Origin of the sequence: Nocardia sp. NPDC004654, from assembly GCF_040609595.1 — a bacterium.
Lineage (GTDB): Bacteria > Actinomycetota > Actinomycetes > Mycobacteriales > Mycobacteriaceae > Nocardia.
Genome location: NZ_JBEXKI010000003.1, coordinates 145,054 through 167,559, shown reverse-complemented (window position 1 = coordinate 167,559; position 22,506 = coordinate 145,054). Strand labels below are relative to the sequence as shown.

The 22,506-nt window shown below is 70.0% G+C and carries 21 protein-coding genes; 10 read left to right on the top strand and 11 right to left on the bottom strand.

Annotated features, from left to right (window positions below; genetic code table 11):
- Window positions 1-51: 51 nt before the first annotated feature.
- Entirely contained in the window at window positions 52-708 is a 657-nt protein-coding gene (locus ABZV58_RS11015) for a hypothetical protein (RefSeq protein ID WP_354999993.1), read from the top strand.
- Window positions 709-746: 38 nt separating this feature from the next.
- On the opposite strand, the gene ABZV58_RS11010 is transcribed toward ABZV58_RS11015, so the two are convergent.
- The 5 genes from ABZV58_RS11010 to ABZV58_RS10990 all read right to left on the bottom strand — a co-directional run bounded on the left by ABZV58_RS11010 (window position 747) and on the right by ABZV58_RS10990 (window position 4,252).
- Window positions 747-1,991 carry a primosomal protein gene (locus ABZV58_RS11010; RefSeq protein ID WP_354999992.1) on the bottom strand — a complete coding sequence of 415 codons (1,245 nt, stop codon included), beginning with the start codon at window positions 1,989-1,991 and terminating at the stop codon, window positions 747-749.
- 26 nt (window positions 1,992-2,017) lie between these two features.
- A complete protein-coding gene (locus ABZV58_RS11005) occupies window positions 2,018-2,365 on the bottom strand; it encodes a YbaB/EbfC family nucleoid-associated protein (protein ID WP_354999991.1) in 348 nt (115 codons plus the stop codon).
- Between the two features lie 22 nt (window positions 2,366-2,387).
- A complete protein-coding gene (locus ABZV58_RS11000; RefSeq protein WP_354999990.1) occupies window positions 2,388-2,738 on the bottom strand; it encodes a hypothetical protein in 351 nt (116 codons plus the stop codon).
- Window positions 2,739-2,811: 73 nt separating this feature from the next.
- Window positions 2,812-3,930 (bottom strand): C40 family peptidase, encoded by a 1,119-nt coding sequence (locus ABZV58_RS10995; protein ID WP_354999989.1) that lies wholly within the window; start codon window positions 3,928-3,930, stop codon window positions 2,812-2,814.
- Window positions 3,931-3,934: 4 nt separating this feature from the next.
- The gene (locus ABZV58_RS10990; RefSeq protein WP_354999988.1) at window positions 3,935-4,252 is read right to left on the bottom strand and encodes a hypothetical protein; all 318 of its coding nucleotides are present in this window, start codon (window positions 4,250-4,252) and stop codon (window positions 3,935-3,937) included.
- A gap of 145 nt (window positions 4,253-4,397) precedes the next feature.
- Between ABZV58_RS10990 and upp the strand changes: the two genes are divergently transcribed.
- Entirely contained in the window at window positions 4,398-5,021 is a 624-nt protein-coding gene (gene upp / locus ABZV58_RS10985) for a uracil phosphoribosyltransferase (RefSeq protein WP_354999987.1), read from the top strand.
- 22 nt (window positions 5,022-5,043) lie between these two features.
- Here upp and ABZV58_RS10980 read toward each other — a convergent pair whose 3' ends face one another.
- Together ABZV58_RS10980 and ABZV58_RS10975 are read right to left on the bottom strand one after the other, a co-directional pair.
- Complete coding sequence (locus ABZV58_RS10980) at window positions 5,044-6,537, bottom strand: phospho-sugar mutase (RefSeq protein WP_354999986.1); 1,494 nt, start codon at window positions 6,535-6,537, stop codon at window positions 5,044-5,046.
- On the bottom strand, window positions 6,538-7,317 hold the full coding sequence (locus ABZV58_RS10975; RefSeq protein WP_354999985.1) for a purine-nucleoside phosphorylase: 780 nt from the start codon (window positions 7,315-7,317) through the stop codon (window positions 6,538-6,540). It lies immediately after the preceding gene.
- Between the two features lie 167 nt (window positions 7,318-7,484).
- Between ABZV58_RS10975 and ABZV58_RS10970 the strand changes: the two genes are divergently transcribed.
- The 3 genes from ABZV58_RS10970 to ABZV58_RS10960 all read left to right on the top strand — a co-directional run bounded on the left by ABZV58_RS10970 (window position 7,485) and on the right by ABZV58_RS10960 (window position 10,847).
- Complete coding sequence (locus ABZV58_RS10970; protein WP_354999984.1) at window positions 7,485-8,189, top strand: enoyl-CoA hydratase-related protein; 705 nt, start codon at window positions 7,485-7,487, stop codon at window positions 8,187-8,189.
- A 79-nt stretch (window positions 8,190-8,268) separates the two neighbouring features.
- The gene (locus ABZV58_RS10965; RefSeq protein ID WP_354999983.1) at window positions 8,269-9,510 is read left to right on the top strand and encodes a M20 family metallopeptidase; all 1,242 of its coding nucleotides are present in this window, start codon (window positions 8,269-8,271) and stop codon (window positions 9,508-9,510) included.
- 128 nt (window positions 9,511-9,638) lie between these two features.
- Entirely contained in the window at window positions 9,639-10,847 is a 1,209-nt protein-coding gene (locus tag ABZV58_RS10960) for a M20 family metallopeptidase (protein ID WP_355000531.1), read from the top strand.
- A gap of 119 nt (window positions 10,848-10,966) precedes the next feature.
- Here ABZV58_RS10960 and ABZV58_RS10955 read toward each other — a convergent pair whose 3' ends face one another.
- Window positions 10,967-11,446: a gamma-glutamylcyclotransferase gene (locus ABZV58_RS10955; protein ID WP_067843310.1), complete on the bottom strand. Its 480-nt coding sequence runs from the start codon at window positions 11,444-11,446 to the stop codon at window positions 10,967-10,969.
- A 162-nt stretch (window positions 11,447-11,608) separates the two neighbouring features.
- On the opposite strand from ABZV58_RS10955, the gene ABZV58_RS10950 reads away from it, so the two are divergent.
- The 4 genes from ABZV58_RS10950 (at window position 11,609) to ABZV58_RS10935 (ending at window position 16,783) form a co-directional block, all read left to right on the top strand.
- Entirely contained in the window at window positions 11,609-13,012 is a 1,404-nt protein-coding gene (locus ABZV58_RS10950) for an NAD(P)H-quinone dehydrogenase (RefSeq protein ID WP_354999982.1), read from the top strand.
- Between the two features lie 313 nt (window positions 13,013-13,325).
- Window positions 13,326-14,357, top strand: coding sequence for a hypothetical protein (locus ABZV58_RS10945; protein ID WP_354999981.1), 1,032 nt, complete (start codon window positions 13,326-13,328; stop codon window positions 14,355-14,357).
- Between the two features lie 73 nt (window positions 14,358-14,430).
- Window positions 14,431-15,504, top strand: coding sequence for a hypothetical protein (locus ABZV58_RS10940; RefSeq protein WP_354999980.1), 1,074 nt, complete (start codon window positions 14,431-14,433; stop codon window positions 15,502-15,504).
- A gap of 100 nt (window positions 15,505-15,604) precedes the next feature.
- Complete coding sequence (locus ABZV58_RS10935) at window positions 15,605-16,783, top strand: PLP-dependent aminotransferase family protein (RefSeq protein ID WP_354999979.1); 1,179 nt, start codon at window positions 15,605-15,607, stop codon at window positions 16,781-16,783.
- Between the two features lie 190 nt (window positions 16,784-16,973).
- Here ABZV58_RS10935 and glpK read toward each other — a convergent pair whose 3' ends face one another.
- Window positions 16,974-18,473, bottom strand: a complete 1,500-nt coding sequence (gene glpK, locus ABZV58_RS10930) for a glycerol kinase GlpK (protein WP_354999978.1) — start codon at window positions 18,471-18,473, stop codon at window positions 16,974-16,976.
- A gap of 224 nt (window positions 18,474-18,697) precedes the next feature.
- On the opposite strand from glpK, the gene ABZV58_RS10925 reads away from it, so the two are divergent.
- A complete protein-coding gene (locus ABZV58_RS10925) occupies window positions 18,698-20,431 on the top strand; it encodes a glycerol-3-phosphate dehydrogenase/oxidase (RefSeq protein ID WP_354999977.1) in 1,734 nt (577 codons plus the stop codon).
- Window positions 20,432-20,461: 30 nt separating this feature from the next.
- On the opposite strand, the gene ABZV58_RS10920 is transcribed toward ABZV58_RS10925, so the two are convergent.
- Window positions 20,462-21,046 (bottom strand): TetR family transcriptional regulator, encoded by a 585-nt coding sequence (locus ABZV58_RS10920; RefSeq protein ID WP_355000530.1) that lies wholly within the window; start codon window positions 21,044-21,046, stop codon window positions 20,462-20,464.
- A 35-nt stretch (window positions 21,047-21,081) separates the two neighbouring features.
- Window positions 21,082-22,497, bottom strand: coding sequence for a hydroxysqualene dehydroxylase HpnE (gene hpnE / locus ABZV58_RS10915; protein ID WP_355000529.1), 1,416 nt, complete (start codon window positions 22,495-22,497; stop codon window positions 21,082-21,084).
- Window positions 22,498-22,506: the final 9 nt, after the last annotated feature.

Here is a 22,506-nt window from a genome sequence, read left to right as displayed (position 1 = left end):
GCGGACGGACCACCGGCGCACGGCATACAGGGCGGTCTATCGTGGGATGTTGTGACGAGTGTGCAGATTCCCGGTCGATTCAACGGCCCGCCGGATTCGGGTAACGGCGGTTACGTCTGCGGACGTCTCGCCGAACACCGTGACGAAGGCACAGTGACCGTCATGTTGCGCAACCCGGCTCCGCTGGACACGCCGTTGCGGCTGGAGGACGGCAAGTTGTTCGACGGCGAGCGCCTGATCGCCGAATCGCGAGCGGGCGCCTTCGAACGGGATGTTCCGGGACCCGTTCCACGCGAAATCGCGGAGAAGGCCACGGGCTCGTACGAGACCAACGACATGTTCGCGCTCTGCTTCGTCTGCGGAAACGCACGCGAAGATGGACTGCGTATCGAGCCGGGGACGGTGCGCGCGGGGCTGGTCGCGGCACCGTGGACGCCCGACGAATCGCTGGCGATCGGAGACGCGCTGCTGTGGGCGGCGCTGGACTGCCCGGGTGGCTGGTCTGTGCCGGGCATGCTGGACCGCCCCGCACTGCTCGGCTCGATGACTGCCGCGGTGCTCGGCCTACCCGAGGTGGGCGAACCGTGCGTCGTGGTCGGGGAAAGCCACGGCGAGCAGGGTCGCAAGATTTTCACCGCCAGCGCGGTGTACGGCAGCGACGAGCGGCTGCTCGGTCGCGCCGAGCACATCTGGATCAGGCTGAAATGAGTTCGGGGCCGAACGTATTCGGCCCCGAACTCAGCGGACTACTGCGGCGCGAGCCGAGCTTCGAACCCGCGCTCGAGCTCGCGCCAGCTCTGCGCCTCCGCGGCGAACGGCGGGTTCGGCGCCATCCGGGTCGGGTCCGGGTTCAGCAGGTACGACACGTACCAGCCCAGGGGAGTGGACTGGGCAAGGGCCTGCTCGACGGCGTCGTCCTCGGCGTAGTCGGCGGCGTCGGTGAACAACTCGACTGCCAGGTCGAGCTGTTCGATGTCGACCGCCTCCGGGCCCTCGGCCAGGTCGTCGGCCAGGCCGGGCAGCACGTAGACGTTCTCGTCGGTCACCTCGACCTCGAGCGAGCCGTCCACGGCGGCGGTCTGCACCTCGCCATAGGTGCTCACCCTCGCCAGATCGTGCTCGTGCTCGTCGGCGAGGTAGCGCGCGAGGGCGCGCTCGGAGGTGAACACCGTGATCGAGCCGTTCTTGCCGAGGAAGATCGGTTCGTCGTCGAGATAGCAGCGCAGCGTGAAGTAGGTGCCGTCCGCGGTGACGATCTTGACCGGGTCGATGCCGACCTCGTGCCAGAACGAGTCGTCTTCCTCCTCGTCCTCGTCGTCCAGGTCTACGGCCTCGAATTCCTCGTCCTCGTCGCTGTCGGCGGCGTCGTCTGCGTCGACCACGTTCTCCTCGGCCGCGAGCAACTCGGCCTCGGCGACCGCGACGGCCTCGGCGTCCACGTCCGGGGTGGCGACCACCGAGTCGATGGCGTCGAGCACCGAGTCCCAGTCCTTGGCGATGGCCGCGCCGATCTGGTCCCAGAGTTCCTCGCCGTCGCGACCGACGAACGCGCTCACTCCACCGGGCAGCGCGCCGAGCACGGGGTGCGAGCCGAAGAACTTGGTGACCGTCTCCAGCTCGCACACCTCGCCGATGTTGCGGACCATGCCGAGGGTGTCCTCCAGCTCGGCGATGCTGTCCACGTCGGGATCGCCCGCGGCCAGCTCCGGCACCGCGACCAGGTCGAAAGTGAAGTTCTCCTCCGGCTCCAGTTCCACCGCCGACAGTCCGGCGACGACCTTCCACGCGGGATGGTCGACCAGGTCGTTGTCGGAGCTGGTCCGGATGAACGCGGCCAGTTCGGCGACGGTGTCGAAACCATAGAGGGAATCCTCGTGTCCGAGGAATGCCATCCACTCGTCGTCACCGTCGCGCCAGCGCGGTGCCCACAGGGTGACGAGATCGCCGTCGGTCAGGCCGAGCTCGATCGGGACGATGTCTCCAGAAGCCATGTGCGGAAGCCTATCGACCTTCCGGCTCAGGCACTATCCGGCCCGCCCCCAATTGTGCCCGCCGCGCCGTTGGGCGCCGGGGCGAACGACTCGTTCAGTGTCGCAACGACCTTCGAGCGCTGTGCTCCCGCGTCCTCGGAGGCCTGCCTGCAGGCCCAGACGATCAGCTGGGAGACGTCGCCGGGCGCCATCGAGGTGACCGCCTCCGACAGCGTCAACCCGACCAGCGCGCCCTCGCTGTTCACCTCGACGGTGACCGCGCCATCTTCGGTGGTGAACTGGCCGCGCACCTGCTTCAGGCCGTACAGGGCGGCCTCGAGCGCTTCCAGTTTCTGGGTCGCGCTCGCGACGAGCGCGTCCATCTCGGCACTCATGCCAATTCCTCGCTTCGCTCGTTCATACCGGCCGCATCCAGCTCGTCGGTCCCGTGTCGGCGTCGTCGATGCGGTCGAGTTCGTCGACCGCCTGCTGCCGGGTGGGCAGTCCGAGCCGGTCCAGGACGTCGGCGGGCATGCCCGACTCGGCGAGGACCTCGCGGCGCTTGGCGCGCGCGGCGATGGCCGAGCGCTGCGTCAGGCGCAGGATCTCGTTGGCGAGAGCCTGTGCGCCGTAACGGTATTCACTGCGCTCGAACTTGATCTCGACCGGCATGCCCTGGTCGGTCGCGCGCACCGCGATGGTGCCGGACCGGTTCTGGCTGACGGCCAGGGTGACGTTCGGAATCTGCTGGGCCTGCTGCTCGGTCATGCCTCCGCCTCGCTGGCGCTCGGCTCCGGCATGCCCTCGGCGGGCTGGCACATGATTCGCTCACTGCGTTCGCTCATGCTGTCGGCCTGTAGAAGCCGTAGAACTCCATACCCATGTTCTCCGTTCGGATGGAACTGACCGAGACCGGGTCGCCGGCCTCGACGAGCTGCCCGTTGCCGACGACCATGGCGACGTGGCCGTCCCATACGGCCAGGTCACCCGGCATCAGATCGCCGGGCGACACCTGCGGGTGTCCGATGTGCTGTTCCTGAGCCAGGCGCGGCAGTTCGACGCCCGCCTCGCTGTAGGCGTACTTGGTGAGGCCACTGCAGTCGATGCCGGAGCCCGGGGTGTTGCCGCCCCAGACGTAGGGCGTGCCGACCGCGCTCAGTGCCGACTGGACCGCGGTCGCGGCCTTCTCGTTCGGCGCCTCGACGACGCTACCGTCGGGCAGCGTGATCTTCACGCCGTCCTTGGTGCTCGGCGTGGCGGTGGTGTCGCCGGGCTTCGTGGAGTTCGAGCTCGAATTGTTGCTCGTGCCGGGACTCGTCTTGGCGACGTTCTGCGCGGAACTGCTCGCCACGCTGGTGATCAGCGAACCGGCCTGGCCGACCACGCCCATCAGGCCCTGGATGCCGGTGCCGGCCGTGCTGGTGATAGCGCCAGGCAGCGACGCGAGCGACGGGCTGGAGGGCGCCGGGGTCAGCTGGCTCATGGTCGCGGTGTGCGTGTCCAGTTCGTTGCGCACCCGACCGACTACGCCGAGTCCCTGGTTCAGGTGATCGATGGCGGTGCCGACCAGGGCCGCGAAACCCGGTGGCGTGGTGATCGTCGGGCCGAGCGCCGTCGCGGTGTTCACGAAGGACTGCACGATGCCGTTGAGATCCTTCTGCCCGGTCTCGACTTCGGTGGCGGCCTGGTCGACGACGGTCGCCATCTCGTTGCCGCGATCGGAGATGTTGGCCGCGGAGGTCTGCACGCGCAGCGCCTTCGCGGTCGCGGCGTCGGCGGCGACGCCGTCCCACGCGGTGTTCATCTGGTTGATGCTGTTGCGGCCCAACTGATGCAGCTGATCCAGCGCCGTCGAGGTGGAGGTCAGCGAGTCGGCCGGGCCGCCGCTGGGCAGCACGCCGGTGCCGAAGCTGCCGAGCAGATCGAGCAGCGGCTTGACCAAGAGGTTGACGTCGATCACCGGCTCATCCGTCCAGGTCGGCGGACTTCAACGCGGCCGCGTTGTTCATGTCCGTCTCGGTGAGCACGGTGGCCGCTCCGGCCGCCGCGCCGCCCATGCTGGACAGGACGGCCGACAGTTGCGCGATCGACGCGACGTGTCCGGCGTGCGCCGCGGAATACGCGGCCATGAAATCCCCGCCGATGAGCCCCATGATCGGCCCGAGCAACGCGGGCGAGGCGCCCGCGGCCCCCGCTGCGACACCGGCCATTTCACCGGCCATCACCTCGGCGGTGGCGCCGTAGGCGGCGATGCCCTCGGTGTCCGCCGACATCTTTGCCATAGTGCTTCCCCCATCTGTTCGTTCCCAGGCAGAGTACGTCATCCAACTGGTTCGACGCGCCGCCTTGCCATTCGGTTCCCTCGCCTCGGAAAAAATTCACGAGGACGTTCGACGCCGAACTCGCCTCGAACCTTATCGTTCCCTCATGCGTACGCACACCGTGGACCATCCACTCGCCGCCACCCTGCTGACGACGATGCGCGACGCGCGCACCCCCAACGCGGTATTCCGCAACGCGCTGCGCGATCTCACCGGCATCCTGGTCTACGAGGCGCTGCGCGACGCGCCCGTGACCAGGTACGAAATCGAAACCCCCGTCGCCTTCGCCGAAGGCGTGCGGCTGGCCCATCCGCCGCTGCTGGTCCCGGTGCTGCGCGCCGGGCTCGGCATGGTCGATGCGGCCGCCGAGCTGATCCCCAACGCCCAGGTCGGTTTCGTCGGCCTCGCCCGCGACGAGACCACTCACCAGCCGGTGCCGTACATGGAATCGCTGCCCGCCGACCTGTCCGGCATTCCGGTGTACGTGCTCGACCCGATGCTGGCGACCGGCGGCTCCATGCGCCACACCCTCGAATTGCTCGCCGCACGCGGCGCGACCGACATCACCGCGATCTGCGTGGTCGCCGCGCCGGAAGGCATTGCGCTGCTGGAGAAGTCGCGGCTGCCGGTGCGGTTGGTGACGGCGACCGTCGACTCGGGCCTGAACTCCGACGCCTACATCGTCCCCGGCTTGGGCGACGCGGGCGATCGCCAGTTCGGACCGCGCTGACGCGCTCAGCGCGGCCGGGTGGCTACAGCGCGCGGCAGAACGCCGCGAGCGCCGTGAGTCGTTCGGCGGCAACGCGTCTGGCGTCGGTGAGACCGGCGCGGTCGGCCACCGGCTCGACGACCTCCAGGTAGCACTTGAGTTTCGGCTCGGTGCCCGAGGGCCGGATCACCACCCGGGAACCCGCGCCCTCGAAAATCAGTGCGTCGGTGCGCATTCGGCCGCGCGTCTGGAGCAGATCCGCGTACTTCATCGGCTCGCCCGCGATCTCGTGGGGCGGGGCGGCGCGCAGCCGCTCGACCACCGCCGCGGCGGCCTCGGCGTCGGCCAGCCGCAACGCGACCTGATCGCCCGCGTGCAGGCCGAATTCGACCGCGTACCCGTCGAGTTCGTCGAGCAGCGTGCGCCGCTCGGCCTTCAGCCGGGCCACCAGGTCGGCGGTGAGGACGGCCGCCGAGATGCCGTCCTTGTCGCGCACGGCCGCCGGGTCGACGCAGTGACCGATGGCCTCCTCGTAGGCGTACACCAGTCCGTCGCCCGCCCTGGCAAGCCATTTGAAGCCGGTGAGCGTCTCGGCGTACCGGGCGCCGCGGGCCGCCGCCAGCTTGGACAGCAGCCGCGACGAGACGATCGTGGTGGCGACCAGCGCGTCCGGTGGCGCGGTGCGCAGCACGCAATCAGCAAGCAGCACACCGGTTTCGTCGCCGCGCAGCATCCGCCAGCCGTCCGGGCCCGGCACGCCGACCGCGCACCGATCCGCGTCGGGGTCCAGCGCGATGGCCACGTCGGCGTCCACCCGTTCGGCCAGCGCGAGCAGCAGGTCGGCGGCTCCCGGCTCCTCCGGGTTCGGGAAGGCGACGGTGGGGAAGTCGGGATCGGACGCGAATTGTTCGGTCACCACGTGCACGTCGGTGAAACCCGCCGCGGCCAGCGCCCGCACGGCGAGATCGCCGCCGACTCCGTGCAGCGGCGTCAGCGCGATCCGGACGTCGGCGCGCGCGCCCGGCCCGCCGACCAATTCCGGCAGCCGGGCCACCCGCGCGAGATAGCGGTGCACGAGCGCGTCGTCGGATTCGGCGACCGGTGTGCGCGGGATCGGACCGGCGACCGCCTCGATGCAGCGCTCGATCTCGGTGTCGGCGGGCGCGATCAACTGCGAGCCGCCGTCTAGATAGAGCTTGTAGCCGTTGTCCTCCGGCGGATTGTGCGACGCGGTGATCTGCACGCCCGCCACCGCGCCGAGTTCGCGCACCGCGTACGCCACCACCGGCGTCGGCACCGCGCCGGGCAGCAGGGTGACCGGAAAGCCCGCCGCCGCGAAGATTTCCGCGACGGCGGTGGCGAATTCGGGCGAACCGTGCCTGGCGTCGCGGCCCACGACGACGTGACCGCCGCCGAGGCATCGGCCGCGCAGCCAGTCGATCACGCCCGCCGTCGCCCTGCTCACGGTCGTCACGTTCATGCCGTCCGGGCCCTCGCGCAGCGGCCCGCGCAGCCCGGCGGTCCCGAAGCGCAGCATCTAGAGCCGCTCCAGCACGCCGCGCAGCAGTTTGCCGAGCCGAGGTGCGGCTGCGTTGCCCTCGGCGAGCACCTCGGCATGCGACAGGTGCTCGCCGGTCACGCCCGCGGCCAGGTTGGTCACCAGCGAGATGCCGAGCAACCGGGCGCCGAGCGCGCGGGCCGCGATGGCCTCCAGCACCGTCGACATGCCGACCAAGTCGGCGCCGATGGTGCGCAGCATGCGGATCTCGGCGGGCGTCTCGTACTGCGGTCCGGTCAGGCCCGCGTACACGCCCTCGGTCAGGCTCGGGTCGATTTCCCTTGCCAGCGCCCGTAATTCGGGGTCCCACGCGTCGACCAGATCGACGAAGGTGGCGCCCGCCAGCGGGGTGCGGGCGGTGAGATTGAGGTGATCGCTGATCAGGACCGGCTCGCCGACCTGCAAGCCGGGCCGGATGCCGCCCGCCGCGTTGGTCAGCACCACGATCTCCGCGCCCGCCGCCACCGCGGCCGACACCGGGTGCACCACGTCGGCGGGCTGGTAGCCCTCGTAGAGATGCTGGCGGCCCATCAGCAGCAGCACCGGCGTCTCGCCGACGGGCACCGAATGCACCACGCCGACATGGCCTTGCGCGGTCGGTTCGCCGAAACCGGGCAGTTCCGGCATCGACACCGACGCCGACGGCGCGCCGATCTCCGCGGCCGCCTGCTGCCACCCCGAACCGAGCACCACGGCCACCCGGTGGCGCTCGACTCCCGTACGTTCCGCGATCGCCTCGGCGGCCTGTTCGGCAAGCATGAAGAGAGTGTATTTGGCGCGCTGGCGCGCCGCGAACGGTCGCTCGTCGGGCTCGCTCCGGGGGCGGTCGGCAGGGCGTGGATGGTTCGTTGGGCGTCGTTGCGCGCCGAGTTGCGGTGGGCTACCCGCCAGTAGGCAACGTCTACCGATGGCGATACGCTGCACGCATGCCGTATCTGGAGCGTCAGGGAGATGTGTTCGTGCTGTACCTCGGGAACGAGGGACAGACCGACAGCGAGAACCGCTTCCATCCGGACTGGATCGCCGAAGTGCACGCGCTGTTCGACAAGGTCGAGGCCTCGGAGGGTCCCGCGGCGCTGGTGACCACGGCGACCGGCAAGTTCTTCAGCAACGGCCTGGACACCGACTGGCTGTTCGGCAACCTCGGCGAGATCCACGGCTACCTGGACAAGGTGCACTCGCTCTACACCCGCCTGCTCGCCTTCCCGATGCCGACGGTGGCCGCCGTCAACGGGCACGCGTTCGGCGCGGGCGCGATGCTGGCCACCTCGCACGACTTCCGCGTCATGCGGGCCGATCGCGGCTTCTGGAGCCTGCCCGAGGTGCACCTCGGCATGCCGTTCACCGTCGGCATGAACGCGCTGCTCACCAACCGCCTGACCAACCAGGTCTGCGTGCAGGCCATGACCACCGGCCATCGCTACCCGGCCGACCAGGCCATCGCGGCGGGCATCGTGGACCAGGCCGCCGAAGCCGACGCGTTGCTGGAGACCGCCGTCGCCCAGGCCGCGGCACTCGCGGGCAACCGCAAGCCGAATCTGCCGATCATCAAGCGGGCGCTGCACGCCGAAGCGCTGGCCGGGCTCGCGGTGCGGACCAGCCCCGAGAACCTGGCGTTCGCCGCCGGATAACCCCCGGCCGGGCCCGGGTGTGACCGGGCAGACGGATATGAGTGGGCCCGATTCGCGACACAGTGCCAGACTGTGTCCCATGCCTCCACCGCGCAGCGGGCCTCAGGAAACGAGCAGCACGTCGCGCGCTGTCCACACCGACGGCGCCGCGGCGGCTTCCGACGCCGCTGTCGCCGCCGCGGCCACCCGGTTGATCGAACTCTCGCATTCTCTCCACGCGGAGCCCGAGCTGGCTTTCGAGGAGACGCGCAGCGTCGCGAAGGTCCTCGCGCCGCTGGCCGAGCGCGGTTTCGAGATCCACCCCGGCGTCGCCGACCTGCCAACGGCGTTTCGCGCCAGCTATGGAAGCGGCGAGCTGACGGTCGGCATCTGCGCGGAATACGACGCACTGCCCGAGATCGGGCACGCCTGTGGGCACAACATCATCGCCGCGTCGGCCGTCGGCGCGGCGCTCGGCCTCGCCGAGGTGGCCGACGAACTCGGTATCACCGTCGTGGTGCTCGGGACGCCCGCCGAGGAAAGCGGCGGCGGCAAGGTGCTGATGCTCGAGCGCGGGGTCTTCGACGACGTCGCGATGGCGATGATGGTGCATCCCGGCCCGTACGACATCGTCGGCGCGCGCTCGCTCGCCCTCGCCGACATCGGCGTGGTCTTCCACGGGCACGAGGCGCACGCCAGCGCGGCCCCCGAGCACGGCCGCAACGCGGGGGACGCGGTCACCGTCGCACAGGTTGCTCTGGGTTTGCTGAGGCAGCATCTCCTGCCTGGTCAGCAACTTCACGGTATAGTCAGCGACGGTGGCGTAGCCCCCAACATCGTGCCCGGACGTGCGGAACTGCTGTACTACCTACGCGCAGTCGACTCCGCATCCCTCGAGGATCTGATGCGACGAGCGTCGGCTTGTTTCGAGGCGGGCGCCCTGGCGACCGGCTGCACCCACGAAATCCGGACGCTCGCGCCTACATATACCGAGCTGACGCCCGATCCGGCACTACTGTGTGCCTATCGCGAGCAGATCGCCGACCTGGGACGGGTGCCGATCGCACCGGAGCTCGAGGCGCAGCGACCGCTCGGCAGCACCGATATGGGCAATGTCACCAACGTCATCCCGGGCATCCATCCGGTCATCGGCATAGATGCCGGTGGGGCGGTGACACATCAGCCGGGATTCGCCGCGGCCAGTGTCAATGCCTCGGCGGATCGCGCGGTAACCGATGGCGCGGTCGCGCTCGCGCGTACCGCAATCGCCGTCGCCCGCGATGAAGAACACAGAGACAGGTTGTTGCAACGACTCGTTCAACGACAGGAGGACATTCGGTGAGCACTACAGGCCGACCGGCGGCGCGAGCGACGGGCCAGGAGGCGGCGCGCGCTACCACGGAGGGCCCCGCGAGTGCCGCGTTGTCGAACACCTCGGCGCGAGCCACCGGCCCCAAGGGCGCGGCGTGCCTGACCCCGGAGGCGCCGGGCGGCGTCGCGACGGACACCGTCGTGACCGCCCGGGATGCGGTCGAATCGTGGCTGGCCGAGCACGCTGTCGACCTCGTGCAGTGGCGCAGGCACATCCACGCGAACCCGGAGCTGTCCCGCACCGAGTTCGGCACGACCGAGTTCGTCGCGGCCTGGCTGACCAAGGCGGGTCTCTCCCCGCAGAAGATGCCCGGCGGCACCGGCCTGATCTGTGACATCGGCCCCGAGGGACCGCGCATCGGCCTGCGCGCCGACATGGACGCGCTCCCGTTGCAAGAGTTCACCGGCCTCAGCTTCGCCTCGACCGTGCCGGGCGTCTCGCACGCCTGCGGCCACGACGCGCACACCACCATCCTGCTCGGCACCGCGCTCGCGCTCGCGGAGATCCCGGACCTGCCGGTCGGCGTGCGGCTGGTCTTCCAGCCCGCCGAGGAGGTCATGCCCGGCGGCGCGATCGACCTGGTCGCCGCGGGCGTGATGGAGGGTGTGGAGCGGATCTTCGCGCTGCACTGCGATCCGCGCCTGGAGGTCGGCAGGGTCGGCATCCGGGTCGGCGCGATCACCTCGGCCGCCGACACCATCGAGCTGGTGCTCGACTCGCCGGGCGGCCACACCTCGCGTCCGCACCTGACCAGCGACCTCGTCTACGCCATCGGCACCGTGATCACCGGCCTGCCCGGCCTGCTCAGCCGCCGCATCGATCCGCGGACCAGCACCGTGATGGTGTGGGGCGCGGTGTCGGCGGGCAAGGCGCCGAACGCCATACCGCAGACGGGCATGCTCACCGGCACCGTCCGCACCGGCGATCACGCGACCTGGTCGCTGCTCGAGCCGATGGTGCACGAGATCGTCGACGGCCTGCTCGCGCCGACCGGCGTGCGGTACCAGCTCAACTACCGCCGCGGGGTGCCGCCGGTGGTCAACGACGAGCACTCGACCAGGATCTTCGAGGACGCCATCCGCGCGCTGGGCCCCGACGCGCTGGCCGACACCATCCAGTCCGGCGGCGGCGAGGACTTCTCCTGGTACCTGGAGGAGGTGCCGGGCGCGATGGCGCGGCTCGGCGTCTGGTCCGGGCACGGTGAGCAGCTGGATCTGCACCAGCCGACTTTCGACATCGACGAGCGCGCGCTGGCGGTGGGCGTGCGTGTGCTGTCGAACATCGTGTTGCAGACGCCGCCGCGCTGAGCTGTCCGAAAGAACTGAGCCGTCCGAAAGAGCTGAGGATCCGAAACAACCGAGGATCCGAAACAAGCGAAACGAACGAACCCCGCCGCCCGGATGCTCCGGCGGCGGGGTTCGGCGTCTCAGCTCGAGTAGTTGCCAGGTCCCACGTTGCGGCTGTTCCGCGTGCGCAGGGCGTGCACGTAATCCTCTGGCGCGCCCGCCTTTTCGGCCGCGTCGGCCATCACGCCCAGATAGCGCGCCGACGGTAGGCCGCCCTCGTAGGCGTCCAGCACGTACAGCCAGGCCAGCCGCGGCTCGGTGCCACTGCCGGGGCTCGGGGTGACACGCAACCGGATCTTCTTGTGGATGCCGAAGTCCGAGCCCTCCCAGCGGTCCAGCAACTGCTCGTCCTCGGGGGAGACGTCGTAGAGCACGACGAACACCCGGGACCCCGGTTCCTCGACGACCGTCGCCAGCGGCCCTTCCCACCCGATGTCGTCGCCGGCGAAGGTCAGCCGCCAGCCCTCCAACCAGCCGGTCCCGGACATGGGGGAGTGCGGACAGCGCTCGAGCATCTGGGTCGAGTCCATGTTGGACCCGTAGGCGGCGTAGATCGGCACCTGCAAAGGGTAGCCAATGATGACACCGGATCGCCGCTATCCCGCCCACATGACGCCGTGTTCCCGGCGCGACGGCCAGGTGTGGCGAGTACGACAGCGCGCCGACCACTAACGTTAGCCAGGTACCGGAGATCCCGGTCGACAGCTCGAGCGGAGGTATCCATGACCCGCATTGCGATCATCGGTGGCGGACCGGCCGGCTATGAGGCGGCCTTGGTCGCGGCCCAGCACGGCGCGGACGTGACACTGATCGACCGCGACGGCATCGGTGGCGCATGTGTGTTGTGGGACTGTGTCCCGTCCAAGACCTTCATCGCCTCCACCGGTGTGCGCACCGATCTGCGCCGGGCCAGGGACCTCGGAATCACGCTCGACCCGAGTCAGGCGGCCGTACGGCTGCCCGAGGTGAACGCGCGCGTCAAGGCGCTCGCGCTGGCCCAGTCCTCCGATATCCGCTCCAAGTTGCAGTCCGCGGGCGTGACCGTGCTGTCCGGCTCCGCCCGGCTGGCCGAGAACGGCGGCGGGCGGGCGCCGCATCGGGTGACCGTCGGTATGGACGGTGGCCGCGAGCGGCTGATCGAGGCCGAGGTGGTGCTGATCGCCACCGGCGCGAGCCCGCGCGTGCTGTCCGGCGCCGAACCCGACGGCGAGCGCATCCTGAACTGGCGTCAGCTCTACGACCTGCGCCAGCTGCCGGAGACCCTGGTGGTGGTCGGTTCCGGCGTGACCGGCGCCGAATTCGTCTCCGCCTACACGGAATTGGGCGTCCGGGTGAAGCTGGTCTCCAGCCGTGACCGGGTGCTGCCGCACGAGGACGCCGACGCCGCCCTCGTGCTCGAGGAAGCGCTGGCCGAGCGCGGTGTCGAGCTGGTGAAGCACGCGCGGGCCGACGCCGTCGAGCGCACCGCGGAAGGCATCGTGGTCAAGCTCTCCGACGGCCGCACAGTGGCCGGCACGCACGCGCTGATGACCGTCGGTTCCACACCGAACACCGACGATCTCGGCCTGGAAGAGGTGGGTGTCGAGCTCGACCGCGGCGGCTACCTGCGGGTCGATCGGGTCTCGCGCACCTCGGTGTCCGGCATCTACGCCGCGGGCGACTGCACGGGCTTGCTGCCGCTGGCCTCGGTGGCGGCGATGCAGGGCCGCATCGCGATGTACCACGCGCTCGGTGAGGGCGTCAGCCCGATTCGGCTCAAGACGGTCGCGTCGGCCGTGTTCACCAGGCCGGAGATCGCCACGGTCGGCGTCAGTCAGAACTCGATCGACAATGGCGAGGTACCCGCGCGCACCGTGATGCTGCCGCTGAACACCAACCCGCGGGCGAAGATGTCGGGCCTGCGCCGCGGCTTCGTCAAGATCTTCTGCCGCCCGGCCACCGGCGTGGTGATCGGCGGCGTCGTGGTCGCGCCGATCGCCTCCGAGTTGATCCTGCCGATCGCACTCGCGGTGCAGAACAACCTGACGGTCAACGATCTCGCCCAGACCTTCTCGGTCTACCCGTCGCTGACCGGCTCGGTCACCGAGGCGGGCCGCCTGCTCATGCGCCACGACGACCTGGACTGACGCGCGGCGCCGCGGTTCTCACGGTCATGCGGGTCGACGCGTCGAGTGACGTTGTCGGCTCGGGTATTTCACCGCGTTGCCTGCACGGCCCAACTGTGGTTGACTGCCCGCAGAGATGCGATCGGCGGGCGGTCGCGTGGTTCTGGTGTGGGGGGAAGGTCCTTTCCGAAACCGAACAGCGAACGGCCCTAGGGTTGTTCGGCGATCGAGGCGCGTCTCACCAGGGACAACTGAGTGCGATCGATTCGGCCGCACCCGGGAAAGGGATTGGCGAAAAGTGAAACATCGTAAGCCGAGTCGGGCGCAGCGAGCGATGGCGAGCACCTCGTTGCCACTGGCCACTGCGGCCGCCGTGGCTACATTGTTCGCGGCGCCGGCGGGGGCAGTTCCCAACGAACCGAGCACACCGACGACACCGGCGCCGGTCCAGCCGGGCACCGAGACGCCGGAGGCGCAGAACACTCCGGAGACCACCAAGCCGGATCCGGGCAACACCCAGGAGTCGGACCCGAACAAGCCGGAGAGCGCGCCGACTCCGAGCCAGCCGGGTGTCAACACCCCGGATCCGAACCAGGTGATGCCGGATCCGAAGAAGGACCCGAAGCTAACCGTGCCCAGCCAGCCGGGCGTCACTAGCCCGCGCGTCGCGCCGCTGCCGGTGCCGGGCCAGGACCCCGCGCAGCCGGTCGTCGTTCCGGGCACCGAGGCGGAAGAGCCGAAGCCGGGTCAGCCGGGCGAGACTCGTCCGGGCGGCGAGAGCGGCGCCCAGCCGGGCGGCGACGCCGACGCGCGTGCCGCGCAGCCGGATCGGCCGGGTTCCTCCGGGCCGTCGCAGTCGGAGACGCTGGTGCAGGAACCGCGCTGGGAGGCGCCGCGCCTGCAGGCCGCGCCCGCCGCGCCGGTCGTCGAGATGAGCGGTCCGCACCAGGAATTCGGCGCGAACATCGACGGCGGCGCCGTGCTGCCCGGTTACGTGGCCAACACCCACCACTTCAGCAACGAGGCCGGTTACGTCGGCACGATCGGGTACAACACCCCGACCGGTAAGGGCGAGGCCGGTGTGTCGGTCGAGTTCGTCGACGTCAACACCATCAAGGTCACCAGCTACACCGGTGGCGAGGGTCTGGCCCCCAACACCAACTCGTTCGTGCTCGACACCACCCAGGTGAACCTGGCCAAGGCGTCGGTCGAGCAGTGGATCGCCGCTCAGCCGGGTGGTGCCGCCGCGCTGGAAGCCGCCGCGCAGGTTAAACTTCCGCCGATTGTCCCGCCGGGCGACTTGGCTCCGCAGACGGTCAATGTTGCTGGCGTGACCACGCAGTGGGGTGGCTCGTTCCAGTACTGACACGAGCTGTTCAACGGGTGGGGCGGTCGTTTCGCGACCGCCCCACACGTGTGTTCTGGGGAAAGGATTGGGTGTGGGCTCCGAAGGTGACGCGAAGGACAACGAAGCCGACAAGCCCGGGTCGCAGTTCGGTCCGCCGCTGAACGATTTCGGCCCGCCGACAGGGGATTTCGGCCCGTCGGTCGGCGGCGGCGATTTCGGTCCGCCGCTGAGCGAGTTCGGGGGTCCGCAACTGGGGGAGGTCGGCCCGCAGTGGCCCGAACCCCCGGGCGACCACCCGAACGTGGGCTGGCGGCCCGCCGCGGAGGCGCCGCCCGTGCCGCCGACGCCGCCGCAGTACCGCGCTCCGGAGACAACGGTCTTCCCGGACAACCCGCCCGCGCCGCAGGCACGTCCCGCACCGGCGCCCGCGCCCGACACCGAGCGCGACGTCCCCGCCGACGCGACTGTGCGACACACCGCGGCGCCGACCGGCGGCACGCCGGAACGCTGGTGGAACAGCGCGAGCGAATCCGGCGAGGTGCCCAAGCCGCCGCCCACGACCGACCCCGGCCTGTCCTGGGCCGACGATCCCATCGCCAAGCGGCTCGCGCCCGGTGCGCCCGTCGCGCCCACCGGCGGCGGCTCCGGCGGCAACAAACGCTGGATCGTGCTCGGCGTCGCGGCCGCGGTCGCCGTGCTGATCGGTCTGGTGGTGACCATCGTCGCGGTCAACGGCGGCGGCGACGAAGGCACGACTGCCGCGCCACCCTCCGATTCGAGCGTCGGACGGGGTTGTGTGCCCAGCAAGGACGACAGGGTGACCGTCGGGAACGGCGCGGGTGGATTCGACTCGGGCCCCGACGCGATCCTCGGCTTCCAGTACGGGTTCTACGTCGAGCGCAGCGGAGAGAAGGCGCGCAGGTATGTGGCGCCCGATTCCGTCAACGTCTCCCCGGCCGAGACCATCCAAGCGGCCATCGACGATCAGATCCCCGCCCGTACCACCCACTGCCTGCGCATCGCCCAGGTGACCGCCGACACCTTCGAGGTCGACCTGACCGAGTACCGACCCGGCAGTGCGCCCATCGTCTACCCCCAGGTGGTGCAGACCGTCAGCCGGGACGGTAAGACGCTGATCCTGAGCATGCGAGCGCGGTCGTGGTGATCCACCTTGGTCTCATATTCTGAGATTGGAGTTTCATATTCTGGTAGCGGTGTGACACAGTGGGATGACGCGTACCGTGGCGTTCCGCTGGGAGGTTTCCATGTCGCCGACTGTTCCACCGCTGGCAGCCAAGCTCGGCGGACTGAAGAGTTCGGCGATTCGTGACCTGCTGAAGCTCACCGCTCGGGCCGAGGTGATCAGCCTCGCGGGCGGCTTGCCGGATGCCGAACTGATGCCGCGCGAACGCATCGCGACCGCGGCCGAGGCGGCGCTGCGCGGACCCGGCTGTCTGCAATACACCGAATCGCCCGGCTGGGCGCCGCTGCGCGACGTGCTCGCCGAGCGCGAGTCCGCCCGGCTCGGCCGCCGGGTGCCGGTCGACGAGGTGTTCGTGACGCACGGCTCGCAGCAGGCATTGTCGCTGCTCGCCGAGGTGCTGCTCGACCCGGGTGCGCTGGTGGTCGTCGAGAATCCGGCGTACGTCGGCGCGCTCCAGGTGTTCCGTGCGGCCGGAGCGCGCATCGTCGCCGTGCCGCTGGACGGCGAGGGTATGCGCGTCGACGTGCTGCGTGAACTGCTGGCGCGGGGCGAGCGACCCGCGGTGGTGCACACGGTGAGCAATTTCCACAACCCGGGCGGGGTGACCATGAGCACCGCGCGCCGCCGCGAACTCGCGGAACTAGCTGCGGCGCAAGGCTTCTGGGTGATCGAGGACGACCCGTACGGCGAGCTCTGGTTCGACCGGCCCGCCCCGGAACCGGTCGCGACACACTCGCCCAACGTGATTCGGCTGTCCAGTGCGTCCAAGATCCTGTCGCCGAGTTTGCGAGTCGGCTGGATGGTCGCCCCCGACGCGGTCTGCCGGGCGGTGGAACTACTGAAACAGGGTGCGGACCTTTGTGGTTCGGCGCTCACCCAGCAGATCGCGGCCGACCTGCTCTCGGACCGGGACTGGCTCACCACGCATGTGGATCACGTCCGTGGCGTCTACGGTGAGCGGGCCAAGGCGCTGGTGCACGCCGTGCGCACCGGCTTCGGTGACCGCGTCGTCTGCACCGACGCCGCGGGCGGCATGTTCGTCTGGGCCGATTTCACCGACGGCACCGACACCCAGCGGTTGCTGCCGCGCGCGCTGGAGGTGGGCGTCGCCTACGTGCCTGGCGCCGCGTTCGCGGTCGAGAACGGCTACCGCAACTCGATGCGCATGTGCTTCACCACCTCCGACGCGGCGGTGCTCGAGGAGGCTGTCGCCCGGCTGGTTACGGCGCACGCCGGATAGACGCGTCGGTCGGCCCGGCGAGCCCGAGCTCGCTCGCCTTGCGCCGCTGCCGCACTCGATTCAGCACCTTCGTGCCCATCGGTCTCGAGCGCGCTCGCGTCGGTCGGCCGTGCACCTCGGTGCGATCGGCCCAGCGCGCTCGTGTCGGTCGGCTGTGCGCCAGTGTGCGATCGGTCAGCGCGCCTGGGTGTCAGTCGACCCAGTTGTAGGTCCGCTCGACGGCCTTGTTCCACGCCGCGATGTGCTCGTCGCGGTCCTCGGCGCTCATGCTCGGCTCCCACGTGGTGTCGGCGGCCCAGTTGGCGCGGATGTCGTCGGTGCCGGACCAGTAGCCGACGGCCAGTCCCGCGGCGTAGGCCGCGCCGAGCGCGGTGGTCTCGGTGACGACGGGCCGCACCACCGGCACCTCGAGGATGTCGGACTGGAATTGCATGAGCAGGTCGTTGGCGGTCATGCCGCCGTCGACCTTCAGCGTGGTCAGTTCCAGGTCCAGCTTCTGGGATTCGGCGTCGGCGCGCATCGCCTCGACCACCTCGAATGTCTGGAACGCGGTGGATTCCAGAACCGCTCGCGCCAGGTGGGCCTTGTTGACGAAGCGGGTCAGCCCCGCGATGACGCCGCGCGCGTCGGGCCGCCAGCGCGGGGCGAACAGCCCCGAGAACGCGGGCACGATGTAGGCGCCGCCGTTGTCGTCGACGCTGGCCGCGAGCCGCTCGATCTCCTCGGCGGAATCGATGATGCCGAGGTTGTCGCGGAACCACTGCACCAGCGAGCCGGTCACCGCGATGGAGCCTTCCAGCGCGTACACCGCGGGTTGGTCACCGAGCTGGTAGCAGACCGTGGTGAGCAGGCCGTGCTTGCTCCACACGGGGGTGGTCCCGGTGTTGAGCAGCATGAAATTGCCTGTGCCGTAGGTGTTCTTGGCCTCGCCGGGAACCAGGCAGGCCTGCCCGAAGGTGGCCGCCTGCTGGTCGCCGAGGATGCCCGCGACCGGAACTCCTTGCAGCGGACCGGAGGAGATCTCGCCGTACACCTCCGAGGAGCTGCGGATCTCGGGCAGCATCGCCTCCGGCACGCGGAATTCCGCGCAGATCTCCGAATCCCATTGCAGCGTCTTCAGATCCATCAGCATGGTGCGCGAGGCGTTGGTGACGTCGGTGACGTGCAGTCCGGTCAGATTCCACAGCACCCAGCTGTCGATGGTGCCGAAGCACAGCTCGCCCGCCTCGGCGCGCTCCTGCGCACCCGGTACGTTGTCCAGGATCCAGCGCAGCTTGGGGCCCGCGAAGTAGGTGGACAGCGGCAGTCCGGTGCGGTCCTGGTAGCGGGTCGGGCCCGCCTCGCCGCCGAGTTCGGCGACCAGCCGATCGGTGCGTGTGTCCTGCCAGACGATGGCGTGGTGAATCGGCTTGCCGGTGGCGCGTTCCCAGACCACGGTGGTCTCGCGCTGGTTGGTGATGCCGACGGCGGCGATGTCGCCGGGGCCGAGGTCGTTCTGCTCCAGCACCTCGCCGAGCACGAGTTCGGTATTGCGCCAGATGCTTTCGGGATCGTGCTCGACCCACCCCGGCCGGGGGAAGATCTGCTCGTGTTCGCGCTGGGCCACCCCGACGACGCGGCCACGCCGGTCGAAGACGATGCACCTGCTCGATGTCGTGCCCTGATCGATGGCGGCCACATAGCGACGCATTGCAGCAGGCTACTAAACGTCCCTCGCGCTCGGTATCACATCGCGACATGCCCGCCAGCGGACTAGGCTCATCGGTTACCGGCGAGTAGTTCTGGACGACACACGGAGCCCGGCCGACCGGCGCTAGGTGCGGCGATTCGCATAGCCTGTACCAGAACAGCTCGATCTGTGCCCGTGAAGACCCACGACGTCCGACGCAGGCGCGTCGGCTGGAGGAGTCGAGCATGACCAAGAAACCGGAATCGCAGTTCCTGGGCCCGGAGCAGCGGCGTGCGGCCTGGGAGCGGTTGGGCAAGGAACATTTCGACGTGCTGGTCATCGGCGGCGGGGTGGTCGGCGCCGGTATCGCGCTCGACGCGGCGACCCGCGGTCTCTCGGTCGCGCTGGTCGAGGCGCGGGATCTGGCGTCCGGTACGTCGAGCCGGTCGTCGAAGATGTTCCACGGCGGGCTGCGGTATCTGGAGCAGCTGGAATTCGGGTTGGTGCGCGAGGCGCTGCGGGAGCGTGAGCTGGCGCTGGCCACGCTGTCGCCGCACCTGGTGAAGCCGCTGCGCTTTCTGTATCCGCTGACCCACCGCGGCTGGGAACGGCCGTACGTCGCGGCGGGGCTGGTGCTCTACGACACCATGGGCGGCGCGAAATCCGTTCCCGGACAGCGTCATCTGTCGCGAGCGGGTGCGCTGCGGCTGGCGCCCGGGCTGCGGCGCGATTCGCTGATCGGCGGCGTCAGCTATTACGACACGGTCGTCGACGACGCCCGCCACACCATGATGGTCGCGCGCACGGCAGGGCACTACGGTGCGGTGATCCGCACCTCCACCCAGGTCGTCGGGTTCCTCCGGGAGGCGGATCGGATCGTCGGCGTGCGGATCCGCGACAGCGAGGACGGACGTTCCGGCGAGGCGCGGGGGCACGTGGTGATCAACGCGACCGGCGTGTGGACCGACGAGGTCCAAGCCCTCTCGCACAACCGCGGCCGGTTCCACGTGCGCGCCTCCAAAGGCGTGCACGTCGTGGTGCCGCGCGACCGCATCGTCAGCGACACCGCGATCATCCTGCGCACGGCCACCTCGGTGTTGTTCGTCATCCCGTGGGGCGCGTTCTGGATCATCGGCACCACCGACACCGACTGGAATCTGGACCTGGCGCACCCGGCCGCCACCAAGGCGGACATCGACTACCTGCTCGACCGGGTGAACGAGGTGCTCGTCACCCCGCTGACCAGCGACGACATCACCGGCGTCTACGCGGGCCTGCGACCGCTGCTGGCGGGCGAGAGCGATTCCACGTCCAAGCTGTCCAGGGAGCACGCGGTGGCTCGGATCGCGCCTGGGCTGGTCGCGATCGCGGGCGGCAAGTACACCACCTACCGAGTGATGGCCTACGACGCGGTCGACGAAGCGGCACAAGACATTCCGGCCAGGGTTTCGCCGTCGATCACCGAGAAGGTGCCGCTGCTGGGCGCGGACGGCTACTTCGCACTGGTCAACCAAACAGTCCAGCTGGCCGAGGCGTACGGCATCCACCCCTACCGGGTCAAGCACCTGCTCGATCGCTACGGTTCGCTGATCGATGAGGTGATGGCGCTGGCCGAGGGCAAGCCGGAGCTGTTGCAGCCGATCACCGAGGCGCCCTCGTATCTCCAGGTGGAGGCCGTGTACGCGGCGGCGGCCGAAGGCGCGCTGCACCTGGACGACATCCTGGCCCGCCGCACCAGAATCTCCATCGAGTACTCGCACCGCGGCGCGCACTGCGCCGAACAGGTGGCGCGGCTGGTCGCGCCGGTGCTCGGCTGGGACGAGGCGGAGATCGACCGCGAGATACGGACCTACCAGGCGCGGGTCCAGGCCGAGATCCGGTCGCAGACCCAGCCCGACGACGCCTCGGCCGACGCGCTGCGGATCGCCGCCCCGGAGCCGCGGCCGCAGATCCTGGAGCCGGTGCCCTCCGACGGCTGAGCCGCGCGCTCGACTGCGTCCGAGAAAGATTCAGGCGCGGCCGAGCGCTCCCGCCTCGACGCCGACGGCCCAATCCACCAGCGAGCGCAGGTAGCGCAGCACGAGTTCGTCCGGATACGCGGCCGGATCGGTCAGGTGCAGCCGAGCCAGTTCCTCGACGGCGGCCAGCATGATCCGCTCCGTCGCGCCGTTCGGATCGATGGTGATCCCGGCGTAGCGCGAGAGGTGTCGCGCGCCGATCGCCCGCGCGTAGGCGCGACCGGTCTCCAGCCGGTCGCGCAGCTCGGGCGGGCCACCGTCGGGCGGGCTCAGCATGATCCGCCAGCTGGTCGGCGCGGCGTGCAGATAGGCGAGCACGCCCCGGCCGACCTGGTCGACGTCGTCGCCGGTGCCGCTCCAGTCCACGCTGCGCACGCCGGCCAGCGCGACCGCGCTCTCCCGGTCGAGCAGCGCCGACATCAGCCCGGGCAAATCGGTGAACTGCTGATAGACCAGCGCCCGCGCGACGTCGGCGGTGCGGGCGACACGCTCGATGCCGACCGCGCCGAACCCCTCGGCGGCGGCGATGTCGCGAGCCACGTCCAGCAATTGGTCGCGGCGCTCGGCGGCGGACATGCGCCGCTTGGGGGCGCGGGAGGCTCGCTCCGTGGTCACGGCACAGACGGTAGCGCAAGCAAAAGTTCCACAGCCTTCGCCGCGCTCTGCACCGCGCTCTCCATCGTCGCCGACCAGTCGGTGGCGGTCCAGTCGCCCGCGAGCACCAGGGTGGGGACCGAGGTGCGCTGGGCGGGTCGCAGCCCGTGGGTGCCGAGCACCTGCGAGAACGTCGCCCTCGGCATGCGCACCACGTGGGCCTGCACGACGCGGGCCGCGGCGGCCGCCGGATAGTAGCGGCGCAGCAGGTCGAGTTGTTCGGCGACGATCGCGTCGTTGGACTTGTGGATCTGCTCGTAGGCGCCGCTGGTGGTCAGGCAGTACAGCCAGGCCTTGTCGGTGTTCCGTCCGGTCATCAGCTGGCGGTCGAAGACCTCGTCGATGATTCCAGTGCCGCCGATCAGCGCCTCGAACTCGGCCGTGGTGCCCAGCGGGCGGTCCAGGTAGAGGTTGGTGCTGACGATCGGCGTGTAGCCGAGTTCGTCCGCCGCGGCGTAGATTTCGGCGTGCTCGGGCAGGTCGTCGAGCAGACCGCCGATCGCGGAGTTCGGCACGGCGCAGACCACCGCGTCGGCGGGCAGCACCGAGCCGTCGGCGAGCGCGACGCCGGTCACCTCGCCGTCGGCGATGTGGATGCGCCGGGCGATGGCCCGGTACCTGACCTCCACCCCGTGCCGCTCGAAAACGCGCTGTGCCCCGGTGACATACAGCGTGTCGAGGTCGGTCGTCGGGTAGCCGATGGTGACCGGCCGCCGGTGCCGGACACCGAGCCGGATGCCGGTCGCCATGACATCGGCGAACACCTTGGCCGACTCCCGCTGCACGGGCTCGGCGGCGATGCCGAGCGCGAGCCAATCCCACAGCGCCTCACGGGCTGTGGCGGGCATACCGACGCGCTGGAACCACTGTTCGGTGGTGAGGTCGGCGAGATCGGCGGGCTGGCGCAGACATTGCCACCCGAGGAGCATCGTGGCGCGGGCCGCGCGCAGCCGGTCCGGCACGCTCGCGTCGGGATGCGCGCCGAGGAAGGTGCGCAGCGCGCCGAATCCCTTGGTGGACATGCTCACCGAGCGCCCGTCCGGCCACCGGAGGGTGGCGCGGTGCGGGAAGGCGACGTATTCGCGGGTGCCGACGCTGGTGAGGTAGCGGAACAGGTGCTCGTAACCGCTGGCGATGACGTGCTGACCGTTGTCGGGCGGATCGTCGACGGCGTCGACCCGCATGGCGTGGGTGCGCCCGCCCAGCCGTCCGCGGCGCTCCAGCAGCGTGACCTGTTTGCCCGCCTCGGCGAGCCAGACCGCGGACGCGAGCCCCGCCAGTCCGCCGCCGATGACCACATAGCGTCGCGGATCGTCCATGGCCGCACCCTTCTCGCAACTGACATTTTGTAAGTTAGGTGAGAAGGGCTGGATGGTCAAGGG

Coding starts and splice junctions, on each gene's coding strand:
- ABZV58_RS11010 (WP_354999992.1), bottom strand. CDS start 1,991: ATGGCTTCTGGAGACATCGTCCCGATCGAGCTCGGCCTGACCGACGGC.
- ABZV58_RS11005 (WP_354999991.1), bottom strand. CDS start 2,365: ATGAGTGCCGAGATGGACGCGCTCGTCGCGAGCGCGACCCAGAAACTG.
- ABZV58_RS11000 (WP_354999990.1), bottom strand. CDS start 2,738: ATGACCGAGCAGCAGGCCCAGCAGATTCCGAACGTCACCCTGGCCGTC.
- ABZV58_RS10990 (WP_354999988.1), bottom strand. CDS start 4,252: ATGGCAAAGATGTCGGCGGACACCGAGGGCATCGCCGCCTACGGCGCC.
- upp (WP_354999987.1), top strand. CDS start 4,398: ATGCGTACGCACACCGTGGACCATCCACTCGCCGCCACCCTGCTGACG.
- ABZV58_RS10980 (WP_354999986.1), bottom strand. CDS start 6,537: ATGCTGCGCTTCGGGACCGCCGGGCTGCGCGGGCCGCTGCGCGAGGGC.
- ABZV58_RS10975 (WP_354999985.1), bottom strand. CDS start 7,317: ATGCTTGCCGAACAGGCCGCCGAGGCGATCGCGGAACGTACGGGAGTC.
- ABZV58_RS10970 (WP_354999984.1), top strand. CDS start 7,485: ATGCCGTATCTGGAGCGTCAGGGAGATGTGTTCGTGCTGTACCTCGGG.
- ABZV58_RS10965 (WP_354999983.1), top strand. CDS start 8,269: ATGCCTCCACCGCGCAGCGGGCCTCAGGAAACGAGCAGCACGTCGCGC.
- ABZV58_RS10950 (WP_354999982.1), top strand. CDS start 11,609: ATGACCCGCATTGCGATCATCGGTGGCGGACCGGCCGGCTATGAGGCG.
- ABZV58_RS10945 (WP_354999981.1), top strand. CDS start 13,326: ATGGCGAGCACCTCGTTGCCACTGGCCACTGCGGCCGCCGTGGCTACA.
- ABZV58_RS10935 (WP_354999979.1), top strand. CDS start 15,605: ATGTCGCCGACTGTTCCACCGCTGGCAGCCAAGCTCGGCGGACTGAAG.
- glpK (WP_354999978.1), bottom strand. CDS start 18,473: ATGCGTCGCTATGTGGCCGCCATCGATCAGGGCACGACATCGAGCAGG.
- ABZV58_RS10925 (WP_354999977.1), top strand. CDS start 18,698: ATGACCAAGAAACCGGAATCGCAGTTCCTGGGCCCGGAGCAGCGGCGT.
- ABZV58_RS10920 (WP_355000530.1), bottom strand. CDS start 21,046: ATGTCCGCCGCCGAGCGCCGCGACCAATTGCTGGACGTGGCTCGCGAC.